Consider the following 10988-nt stretch of genomic DNA (forward strand, 5'->3'; position numbering starts at 1 on the left):
AAGCCGGCGACGAACTGCTGATCGTCACCACCTCCAAGACCCGCGCCGCCGCCGAACGCCGGCTCCGCGCGGTGAGCAGGCGGGGCAAGCTCGCCTACTGGTTCGACGAGTACGGCGAGCCCGAATGACCGACCGCTGGGCGGAGCCGTTGTCCAGTAACGTGATTCGGTCACTGAATGACGGCGCATCCTCTAGGACGGCGCATCCTCTAGGTCGTGCCTGACCTAGCGCCCGACGACGCTTCCGGTACCGCGTTTCAACGGTGGGGCCCGAGTCGACCTAGTGGGCAGGATCAAGTGAATGGTAGGTACCCGCCCAGAAGACCATCGGGGCCCTGTTCGGGTCAACGGTGAGTGCGTGGGGCCTGGCTTGCACGAACTTGTGGTCACCTGCCTGTGTCACCGAGCTGATCTCACATTCGATCCACGCCACCGCGTCGTCAAGCCAAGGAAGACCTGTGGGACTGAGATGCCAAGAAACGGAGGCGAATTTGTTGCCACCCTGCGCAGCAAACGCGTGGCACACCGACCTCTGATCCTGCGCGAGAATGTTCACACAGAACCGGCCGGCATCTTCGATCCGCGGGAAGCTAGTCGAGGTGTCCGCCGGAAAGAAACCGACCAGCGGTGGATCCAAGGAGATCGAGAGGAAGGTGCCCACCGCCATCCCCACGGGGTTGCCGGCGCGATCTTGCGCCGAGATCACCGCGACACCAGTGGGAAGATGACCCATGACGTGCCGAAATCGGGCTGGATCCAGTGTCGTCTTAGCCGTGGTCATGAAGTTGCTGCTCCTGAAATCTCCAAGGCTACGTCGATGATCATGTCCTCCTGACCCCCGATGTACCCGCGTTGCGCACATATCCGGAGGATTTCCTCTGCCTGCACGTCGTACCTTTGCGCGGCGTGCTCGACGTGCAGTTGAAAGGAGGAATACACGCCGAGCCACCCTTGGACGATGGCGTTGCGATCCATCTTCGGCCAATACGGGAGGTAGGGGCGAACGACGTCCTCGGCGGCGGCGAGGATCTCCTGGACCCCGATGCCGGTAGTGACTCCCATTCTGTCGAACACGGTGGCGATTACTTCGGTCGGCGTGTTGCCCGCGCCCGCACCAAGGCCACACAGGGAGCCGTCGATGGAGCGCACTCCCCGCTCGTAGCCGACAACGGAATTCGCGACACCGAGACCCATGTTCTGGTGCCCGTGATAGCCGACCAACGCGTCGTCGCCGACCTCGGCGACGAGGGCATCGAAACGATCCCGGGCGTCGTCGATCAGCAATGCGCCTGCGGAATCCGTGACATACGGACACTGGCACCCCGCGTCGACCATGATCCGAGCTTGTTTCGCCAGTCCTTCCGGGTTCACCTTGTGCGCCATCATCAAGAACCCTGCGGTCTGCATGCCGAGCGCGCGTGCGGCGGCAAAGTGTTCGATGGCGACATCTGCCTCCGCGCAATGAGTCGCCACTCGCACCATCTGCGCGCCCGCGTCGTGGGCCTTCTTGAGGTCCTCGACGGTGCCGATTCCAGGGACCAACAGCACCGCGATACGCGACTGCGTGGTCGCCTCGACGGCCGCGGATATGAGGACGAGTTCGTCGACGGCGTTGCGTCCGAATGAAAGTGACGATCCCCCGAGACCGTCGCCGTGCGTCACCTCGATCCACTCGACACCGGCGCGGTCGAGCGCCCGGGCGGTGGTACGCACCTGGTCCACGGAGAACCGGTGTCGCATGGCGTGTGAACCGTCACGGAGGGTGGTGTCGATGATGCGTACGTCGTGGGCGACGGTGGACTGCGTCATGCCTTCACCCCCAGCTTGGCTAGTGCCATCAACTCGCCTACCCGTGCGGCCGCGGCAGTGATGATGTCCAAATTTCCGGCATAGGTCGGCAGGTAGTCCCCGCGGCCCGCGACCTCGAGAAAGATGCCCACGCGGGCGTGGTGGTCCCATTCCTCGATGGGGTCGTCGAATTGGGGATCAGCACGCAGCCGGTACCCCGGTACGTACTGTTGGACCTCGGCGACGACGGCGTGGACGGAAGCCGCGATGGCCGCTCGGTCGGCATCTGCGTCGATCAGGCAGAACACTGTGTCGCGCATGAGCATTGGCGGCTCCACGGGATTGATGACCGTCATTGCCTTTCCGGTTGCGGCGCCTCCCACCTCGACCAGTGCACTGCCGGTCACCCTGGTGAACTCGTCGATGTTCGCCCGCGTTCCTGGTCCTGCGGAGCGAGACGCCACCGAAGCGATGATCTCGGCATAGGAGACCGCGGCGGTGCGTGAGACCGCATGGACGATCGGGACCGTAGCCTGGCCGCCGCAGGTGATCATCGAGACGTTCGGTGCGTCGATGTGATCGTGCAGATTCACCACCGGACACACCATCGGCCCCAGATGCGCTGGCGTGAGGTCAACGGCCTGTATACCTGCGGCGGCGTATCGAGGCGCGTTCGCTTTGTGCGCGTTGGCCGATGTCGCCTCGAAGACGATCTCGGGGCGGGGGGAACGTTCCAGGAGCCAGTCGATCCCCGCTGCCGATGTTTCCACTCCTGCCGCCTTGGCGCGCGCGAGGCCTTCGGATTCGACGACCCCCACCACGTAGCGGAGGTCCATCACTTCGCTGCGCTGCAGCTTGACCAGCAGATCGGTACCGATGTTGCCCGGTCCGACGATGGCGGAGGTGACCTTGTCAGTCATTGTTCATCTCCATGATCGGTGGCTAGTTCCGCACCAGTGCCGGGGTCTAGCCGATATATCCGGCGCGCGGTGCCCGCGAAGAGCTCCCCGCGTTCATTTGACGACGCGCCCTCGGTGACGCGTTTGAAGGTGTTCCAGAGGGTTCGATAGGGCACCCCCACTTTGTCCACCGGATAGTTGCTCTCGAACATGCATCGCTGCGGTCCAAACGCCTCGATGCACGTCTCTATCCAGGGTCGCCATAGGTCGGCCAGTTGAGTCGACGAAGCAGGTCGTGGCGCGACTCGATAGTCGAACTCGGCGAGCCGAGCTACCAGTGCGCCAATTTTGCACGCGACATTCGGGCGGCGGGCAACCGCTCGAACTCCGCGTTCCCATTGCGCGAAATGCTCTGCCTTGTCACGCGAGTAACGTCCGTAACCGAGTGGGCCACCACAATGGTCGAGCACGATCGTGGCGTCCTCTGGCAGTTCGTCGACCAGCGATGCGACGTCGCCCAGCTGTGGGAAGAACACCCAGACATCCAGACTCAACCCCATCCTGGCGAGGGTGCGAGCGCCAGCGACAACGGTGGGATCGTTCAAGAGATGTGGCGCGCTTCCGGTATGGCTGCTTTCGATGGCTTCGTCGGCATCCCAACTAGTGGCGAAGCGAATCCCCTTGAATCGACCATCGCTTGCGGCCAGGTGGGCCTGCAGAACCTCTTCGACCCCAGCACCGAGACGCAAGTCAGCGAAGCCGACGATGCCCGCGCCGACTTGCGTTTCACCGTAACGGCCGCTCGCGCACATCGCATTGACGCCCGCCACGAACTCGGTCTCGCCGACGGGACGCAATGACGCGGGACCCCCGCGCCGGTACATGGACAGACATTCGGCGAATACCGTTGAGGTGATCCGATGTCCGCTGCCAGAATCGTCGAGGAAGTCATCGAGGAGGTAACGGAAGCCGGGATGGTCCCATAGATGGTGATGCGGGTCGACGATGTCCTGTTCCGGGAAGAGGACATCCTCGGTTGGTGCAGCGGCGAGCCAGTCGTTGTCGGGTGGATGGATCCGGCCAAACTCGGTGGGCCGACCGGTCGCGTTGGAGAACAATGCTGATGCCATACCTAGGACGACCTCTCTGTTTTGTGCTTCGCTTCCCCATTGGCATCTAGTTCGGCGAAAGTTGCTGCCGAAGTCTCTCTGGCGATGAGCATGCCTGCGATGGAGACGACCAACAGCAGTGCAAAGTACGCCAGGGGAAGCATGTAATTCGGAACTCCGCCGGTTGAGATGAGCAGCGCGCTCGCGATCAGCGGAAAGAGTCCTGCACCGAAGGTCGCAGCGAACTGAAAACCAACGGAGACACCGCTGTAGCGACTTCTGGTGGGAAACAGCTCACCAATCCAGGCGACGGTCGGCGCGTAGGCGACGCTGTGAGCGACCATCGGGATCAGGCTCAACGTCAGGGTCACCGGCCAGTTGCCGGTGTTCGCCCCTTCCAACGCGGCCCAGGCGCCGAACGCCAGAAACACACATCCGACCAACGCGACGCGCCTGCGGCCAACAAGGTCGGACACATGGGCAGCGAGCGGAACGACGATCATCCCCAGCACGGTTCCGATCAGTGGCATGACGAGGGCTTGGGTCTTGCTGAACCCTGAAGCCACCGCGTACGCAGGGAGAAATGAAATGCAGAATGCAGCTCCTGCCGTCACCCCGATCATCACCATGACGACCAGACCGACCTTGCGACGCTGCTCTCGGAAGAGGTCGAGCAGAGGGTTGGACGCGAGCTGTCCGGTCCTACGCGCGTGCTCGAACGATGGTGTCTCCGAGACCTTGAGACGAATCCAGAGGGTGACGGCCACCAGCACGATCGATGATAGGAAGGGAACCCGCCACCCCCACGCCATGAAGGCGTCGTCGGGCAACAACGAGACCAGCAAGAGAACCACGTTGGCTAGAAGAATGCCGCTGTAGAGTCCCAACTGCGTCACGCTGCTGAAGAGTGCTCTGCGGTGTTCACTGGCGTGTTCCACCGCTACCAGTAACGCCCCGGCGAATTCACCGCCCGCAGAGACCCCCTGTGAAATGCGCAGGGCGATGAGCATTGCAGGTGCCCACAGGCCGATCGACTCGTAGGTTGGCAGAAGGCCAATCGCAACGGAGGCCAATCCCATGATTAGCAGGGTCACCACCAGAACCTGACGCCTACCCAATCGATCTCCGAAGTGTCCGAAGATCAATGCGCCGATTGGTCGCGCCAGAAATCCAACCGCGAGACTCGCAAAGGATGACAAGACACCGACCGACGGGTCCGTCGTGGGGAAGAAGAGTCCACCGAGAACGAGGGCCGCGGCATAACCGTAGAGATAGAAGTCGTAGTACTCGAGAAGCGAGCCCAGATATGCGGACAGTTGGGCGCGACGCCGCATCACGCGTTCACTTGCCTGCGGCCCGCTATCGAACCCGATGGGTTTGCTCATGTCGGCCCAACGAATTCGGGATCGTGCGGACGCTCGCCCAGAGCGGATGGCTTCGTCATCGATTGCGCCTGAAGGGCTGGCGCAGACCGCGGTCTTCGAGCCGCGGCAGAATCGCATTCGTCAGTCGGGACAATCCGTCCTCGAAATCGACATAACCCATTAGCAGGCCATCGACTCCCACGTCGGCGAGAACCGCCAGTTCGTCGGTGATCTTGTCGGCGTCGCCGACGAGGAGCGTTCCTCCCGCAGCCGCAGCGACTCGAAGCATCATTGCCTCTCGGCTGGCTTGCGGCATGGTATGCGCGTTGATCGATCGTTCGGTGATCCACGCTTGAATGGATTCGTGATCGGCGTTGTCGACGGCTACTCGCTTCAGGTACGCCTCGGCCTCGGCGTTGGTGTCACGCTGGATGATGCTCGACATGATCCATACCTGTACCTCCCGGCCGTATTGGCTGCGGGCGGCGTCCTTGTAGGACTCAACCTGCTTGCGCCAGTCCTCGGGATCGTTGGACATCAAACCGACGAAACACATGTCGGCATTACGCAGGGCGAAATCGCGTCCGACGGGTGAACTCCCGGCGGCCATGATGGGCGGGCGGGGTCGTTGCGTTGGGCGCGGACGGGAACCGCCCTTGAGAATCGTGAAGAACTCTCCGGTGTAATCGAACTCGTCGTTCTCGGTCCACAGTCGCGTGACGATCTCGAGCCATTCGTTCAGGTGCTGGTAGCGCTCGTCGTGTTCCTTGAGGGGGGCGCCGAACATCTCGAGTTCAGGGCGATTCCACCCGGCGACAACGTTGAGACCGAATCGACCCGCGGAGATGATGTCGATGGTCGCGCTCATCTTCGCGGCCAGTAGCGGATGCACCGTCGGTGCGTGGGAGGTGGCGAACACGGCGGAGTGGCTGGTGGCCTGGCAGATTGCCGCAGCCCAGGTGTAGGGGTCGAGAATGACTCCCGAGGGGTGTTCGAGATTGCCGACCTGATGCCCCTTCCACCTGGCGTAGGCGACGATGGCCTCGAGTCCTGCGGAGTCTGCTTGCGCGGCAGCCCGTTCAACTCTGTCCCAGCTCGGCGTGTGGACCTCGGGCACTAGGGTATTGGCGGTCCCCTTGCCGTTGAGACCAAAGATGCCCAACTTGAGCTTGTTTGGTCCAAAGATGGGGTTGGTCGTAGTCGTTGCAGGACTTGTTTGGTCGGTCATGGCGGTCATGGCGTACTCCTGATAGTGGGTCGGGCGGGCTGGCTGTGAAACGTGACGAACGTGCTGAGTACCTCGCGTTCGGTTCGAAGCTTGTTGGTTGGCTCATCTGGGTCTGCCCAGCCAAGAGCCATGCCGCAGAGCAGCATTTGACTGTCTTCGATCACGAGGTGGTCGCGCACGACGTCGGGATATGAGACGGCGGACACCTGCGGGCAGGTATGCAGTCCGTGACCGCGAGCGGCAATCATGAGGTTCTGCAGGAACATTCCCGTGTCGAGCAGACTTCCGCGACCAAGGTCGCGGTCGATGGTGCAGATCAGGCCCGCCGGCGCACCGTAGAAGGTGAAGTTTCGGGCACGCTGGCGGTGCGAGGCTTCGCGGTCACCGCGTTCGACCCCCGCAAGTTGGTACAGCCCCCAGCCAGCTGCTCGGCGACGTTCGATCCAGGGTGAACGCCACTCGGTCGGATAGTAGTCGTATTCGGCAGTCTGCGGCCGAAACGCGTTGTGGCTGGCCAATAGGTCCCGGGTCAATGCGCGCAGCGCCGCGCCGTCGACGACGTGTATCCGCCACGGTTGAATGTTGCTACCGCTCGGCGCTCGGGCGGCAACCTGTAGCAAGTGCTCGATGAGATGCCGCGGGACCGGGTGCGGCAAGAATCCTCTGATGCTGGTCCGGGAGACTATCGCTTCATCCACCACCGTCATGTCCGCTTGCTCGTCGGCGGGTCGGGTCACGACACTGCCCTCTCGGCGTGGAGCTGCGCTACCTCGGTGTCGTCGAACCCGAAGTGCCGCAGCACATCGTCGGTGTGTTCACCCAGCAGAGGAGCTCGCGTTACGTTGACCTCACCGCTGCCCATCTTCACAGCCGTCGTCATCGTCTTGTACTTTCCGACGACGGGATGGTCGAGTTCGGTAACCAGGCCTTCGGCCAGCACCTGGGGGTGCTCGAACATCTCCGACACCGAGCGCACTGCAACGACGGGCACTCTGCCCTGCATCGCTGTCTCCCATTCCAGGGCGGTGCGATCCAGTAGCGCGTCCCGGATCTGCGGCATCAACACATCCGAGTCCTCGAAACGTTTGACGATGGTGTCGTATCGGGGGTCGTCGGCAAGTTCGGGTAGGCCGATGATCTCGCAGAACGCAGACCAGAACTTCGGGGTGCTGGCCTGGAAATAGAGGTACCCACCCTTGGTCGGGAGTGCGTTGGCGACGCGCGTGGAGTCGGGTTCCCTTGGGGCGTCCACGGGTTCGTTGTCGGCGGCGATGAACCGGCCCACCTGAAGGGCAATCGTCGAGCGCAGCAGCGAGATTTCGACGTGCTGACCTTCTCCCGTGCGTAGACGATGCACGATGGCCGAGGTGACTCCGAAGGCCACCAGCGTCGAGGCGAAGAAATCCACGATGGAACCACGCAGAATGACGGGCGTACCAGATGCCTCGCCCTGCGCGGCAGCCATTCCCGCAAAGCACTGCAGCATCTGGTCGTAACCGGGATGGTTGCGCATGGGGCCATCTGAGCGTTCGCCATAGCCGGTCAGGGAGCAGTAGACGAGGTCGGGTCGCACGGCGCGCAAGGTCTCGTAGTCGATGCCCAGGGACTCGGGGACACCGGGCCGAAAATTGTGAATGACGACGTCGGCCTTGCGGACCATGCGGTGGAACGCCCTGCGTCCCTCGGCATTCTTCAAGTCGAGGCGAATGGACCGCTTGTTCCTGTTCGCGCCGAGGAATGCGCGGTTCTCGCCGGCAAGCGTCGAGGGGTACTGGCGCATCATGTCGCCCGCGGGCGCTTCCACCTTGGTGACGGTTGCGCCGGCGTCGCCGAGCAGCGCTCCGCCGTAGGGACCGGCCAGGTAGCTGGTCAAGTCGAGGACGTTCATGCCTTCGAGGGCGGTAGTCAAGAGAACTCCTTTGGAGGACATTCAAGCGATTCCGAGAGGTCAGAGTGAGTGGAGTGCGGGCTGGTCAGTTCCTGCCGTGGCGAGCACGTCGCGGGCACGGGCAACGATCGGGTCGTCGATCATCCGGCCATCGAGAAGGAACGCGCCCCGACCAGCGGCAGAGTGCTCGGCGGATGCCTCCACAACTTTTCGGGCCCAGGCTATTTCGCTGTCGGTGGGGCGGTAGACGTCCTGGATGATGGCGATCTGGCTCGGGTGGATGGCGGGTTTGCTCCCGTAACCCAAGCGCTTGCCCCGAAGAGCACTGGCGCGCAATCCGGCCATGTCCGTCACATCGGTCCAGACCGAGTCCCACGGGCGGCCAAGACCGCATGCCCGAGAAGCGATCGGGATCATCGAGCGGGCAATCATGGACTCGGTCTCGTCGCGAGTCCAGTCGATCCCCATATCGGTGGTGAAGTCGCCCGACCCGAACGACAGTCGTACGGATCGGTCCAACCGTGCGTCCGCTATCGACACCAAGTTCACGATGCCCGAGGCAGTCTCGATCACGACACCGAGCGGGATCGACCCCTGGGCCACGCCCGCAGCCACTTCGGCACCACGAACGGCGTTGTCGACTTCGATCAATGCCTCGAGGCTGTCGACCTTGGGCGCAATCACGCCTGCCAGACCCGGGGCCATCACAGCCGCCAGATCTTCGAGGCCCACCGCGCTACCGAATCCCCGGGTGACGGCCAGCGGATTGATGCGCACGGTGCATACGCCGGGTAGCCGTGCGATCAAATCGACCGCGCCAACCCGGGCGGCCTCCTTGTCCGGGGCGGGTACCGAGTCCTCGATATCGACGATGATTGCCGTATCGAACCCGGGAGCCTTGTCTCGTAACCTGGCCATGTGTCCTGGAATGAACAGCGGCGCAACCGAAGACAGCATCAATGGTCGATTCGCGGGGTCGCGGCGGCATCGACGTCGGCAAGGTGGCCGGCCGTGCCGCAGATCGCCGGCACGGTGGAACACTCGTCGTACGCCTTCGGCCGTTCACACCGGGGTTGGCTGTCGATGATTCGCACGTTGAGTTCTCCATCCTTCGGTCGATCGCTCCGAAATGGTGACGCGTCTTTGACCCTGGATCGCGAGGGCAGGACGTTGTCGGGTGCGCTTGCGGCGCGAGTGCCCTGCGAGTGATTCGTCGGAACGGCGAGGCTTTCGCTATCTGTCCGGCTGTCGAGGACTGAATCCAGCATGTGACGCTGGTGAACTCTTGGCAATGGCCGTATCGTGATAAATCTATAACCAGGGCCTATATATAGAGGGGCGACCAGTGGACACTGCGCCGCGTGACACGTTGCGCCGGGTCACCGTCACCGACCTGGAGGCGTTCGTCGCCGTGGCCGAGTTGGGCACTTTCAGCGCAGCAGCACTGCGGCTGCACGTATCTCAACCTTCCGTGACAAACCGGGTTCGGCGCCTCGAAGCCACTCTCAAGACACAGCTACTCGTAAGGACTACCCGCACGGTCGCCGTCACCGCGGCCGGCCGCGTCGTGTTGGAACGAGGCGTGCCTGCCATGAACCTTCTTGACGGGATCCTGCGAGAGGTCGTCGACGCCGCCGCTGAAGAGCAGTCTGCGATCGTGGTCGCGTCGACGCCTCTGACGGCATCAATCCTGTTGCCGCGCTTGGTTCGCGCCTACACCGATCACCATCCGGGCCGGCACGTTCACATCCTCGACCTGAACTATCCCGAGATACTGGACGCGCTCCAGAACGGCAAGGCCCACGTGGCGTTTCTCACCGAGCCCGCAGACGACCGCTTCATGGTCGAAACGATCTGGCGGGACGACGTCGTTCTCGTCGCACCGCCCGACCACTCCTTGGCTGGCCGAGAAACGATCCCGGTCGAAGCGCTAGTTGATCAGGAATTGTTATTAATGGATCTGTACGCTCCGTTGCTCGACTCGGTCGTCAGCGCCATGAACGCGTCGCAGCTGCGCCCGCCGAGAGCTCACCTTGTCCACAGCATGAGCACAGTCCTGGGAATGTTCGAGGCGGGCATGGGCGTCGCCATGATGACGAGAACCACCGCCGACCTGCGGACCGGACCCGGCGCGTCACCTATGAAACTCGATGGGTTCGCCCTGCAGCGGGTGTACTCGCTCGTCATCCCGCGCAAGCCGGCCAGAGCAGCGTTGGTCAGGGATTTCGGCGACCACCTGCGGGCAAGCTTCAGGGATTGAAGGTTCGCCGCGGCCGGATCCCACGCTGCTGGTGTGGCACGCCCTGGGTGTGAACTCTCCGCCAGAGCGTTCTGGGTCCGTGGTGACGAGGAGCAGCGACTTCGAGCTCAACCTGGCCGATCGGGACGGGGCGCGCCGAAAGGGTTTGGTTCGGCCCAGCGGGGTATCTCCGAGTCGATGAGAAACACGACGCAAGGGAGCAAGAAGTGATCGGAACAATCGTTGGCGCAATCGTCGTCGGTTTGATCGTCGGCGTGCTGGCGCGGCTCGTCATGCCCGGCAAACAGAACATCGGGATGATAGTCACGATCGTGCTCGGGGCAATCGGCTCGTTTCTGGGCACCTGGGTGTCCTACAAGCTGGGCTACTCGAACCAGAATGGCGGCTTCGAGATCATTCCGTTCCTGGTCGGCGTCATCTTCGCAGTCGTGCTGATCGCCGCCTACCTCGGCA

The 10988-nt window shown here is 62.9% G+C and carries 11 protein-coding genes; 2 read left to right on the forward strand and 9 right to left on the reverse strand.

What is annotated here, in order from left to right; genetic code table 11:
* Window positions 1–279: 279 nt before the first annotated feature.
* From ABW137_RS09735 to ABW137_RS09775, 9 genes are read right to left on the reverse strand one after another with little or no spacing between them, the layout of a single operon-like run.
* A complete protein-coding gene (locus tag ABW137_RS09735) occupies window positions 280–780 on the reverse strand; it encodes a flavin reductase family protein (RefSeq protein WP_526399295.1) in 501 nt (166 codons plus the stop codon).
* The gene (gene dmpG, locus ABW137_RS09740) at window positions 777–1808 is read right to left on the reverse strand and encodes a 4-hydroxy-2-oxovalerate aldolase (RefSeq protein WP_526399297.1); all 1032 of its coding nucleotides are present in this window, start codon (window positions 1806–1808) and stop codon (window positions 777–779) included. Before dmpG ends, ABW137_RS09735 begins: the two co-directional genes overlap by 4 nt.
* The gene (locus tag ABW137_RS09745) at window positions 1805–2707 is read right to left on the reverse strand and encodes an acetaldehyde dehydrogenase (acetylating) (protein ID WP_526399299.1); all 903 of its coding nucleotides are present in this window, start codon (window positions 2705–2707) and stop codon (window positions 1805–1807) included. Before ABW137_RS09745 ends, dmpG begins: the two co-directional genes overlap by 4 nt.
* Window positions 2704–3816, reverse strand: coding sequence for an amidohydrolase family protein (locus tag ABW137_RS09750; RefSeq protein ID WP_526399301.1), 1113 nt, complete (start codon window positions 3814–3816; stop codon window positions 2704–2706). The genes ABW137_RS09745 and ABW137_RS09750 overlap by 4 nt, the downstream gene beginning before the upstream one ends.
* A gap of 2 nt (window positions 3817–3818) precedes the next feature.
* Window positions 3819–5180 carry an MFS transporter gene (locus ABW137_RS09755; protein ID WP_526399303.1) on the reverse strand — a complete coding sequence of 454 codons (1362 nt, stop codon included), beginning with the start codon at window positions 5178–5180 and terminating at the stop codon, window positions 3819–3821.
* Between the two features lie 55 nt (window positions 5181–5235).
* Window positions 5236–6396 carry an LLM class flavin-dependent oxidoreductase gene (locus ABW137_RS09760; protein WP_526399305.1) on the reverse strand — a complete coding sequence of 387 codons (1161 nt, stop codon included), beginning with the start codon at window positions 6394–6396 and terminating at the stop codon, window positions 5236–5238.
* Window positions 6393–7124, reverse strand: a complete 732-nt coding sequence (locus ABW137_RS09765; protein ID WP_526399307.1) for a nitroreductase — start codon at window positions 7122–7124, stop codon at window positions 6393–6395. The genes ABW137_RS09760 and ABW137_RS09765 overlap by 4 nt, the downstream gene beginning before the upstream one ends.
* Window positions 7121–8296, reverse strand: a complete 1176-nt coding sequence (locus ABW137_RS09770; protein ID WP_526399309.1) for a CaiB/BaiF CoA transferase family protein — start codon at window positions 8294–8296, stop codon at window positions 7121–7123. The genes ABW137_RS09765 and ABW137_RS09770 overlap by 4 nt, the downstream gene beginning before the upstream one ends.
* 39 nt (window positions 8297–8335) lie before the next feature.
* Window positions 8336–9232 (reverse strand): HpcH/HpaI aldolase/citrate lyase family protein, encoded by an 897-nt coding sequence (locus ABW137_RS09775; RefSeq protein ID WP_526399311.1) that lies wholly within the window; start codon window positions 9230–9232, stop codon window positions 8336–8338.
* Between the two features lie 388 nt (window positions 9233–9620).
* Between ABW137_RS09775 and ABW137_RS09780 the strand changes: the two genes are divergently transcribed.
* Together ABW137_RS09780 and ABW137_RS09785 are read left to right on the forward strand one after the other, a co-directional pair.
* Window positions 9621–10535 (forward strand): LysR family transcriptional regulator, encoded by a 915-nt coding sequence (locus tag ABW137_RS09780; RefSeq protein ID WP_526399313.1) that lies wholly within the window; start codon window positions 9621–9623, stop codon window positions 10533–10535.
* Window positions 10536–10741: 206 nt separating this feature from the next.
* Window positions 10742–10988, forward strand: a 247-nt coding sequence (locus tag ABW137_RS09785) for a GlsB/YeaQ/YmgE family stress response membrane protein (protein WP_526399315.1), incomplete at its 3' end; no start/stop codon positions are given.

Source organism: Mycobacterium sp., from assembly GCF_040509115.1.
Taxonomy (GTDB): domain Bacteria; phylum Actinomycetota; class Actinomycetes; order Mycobacteriales; family Mycobacteriaceae; genus Mycobacterium.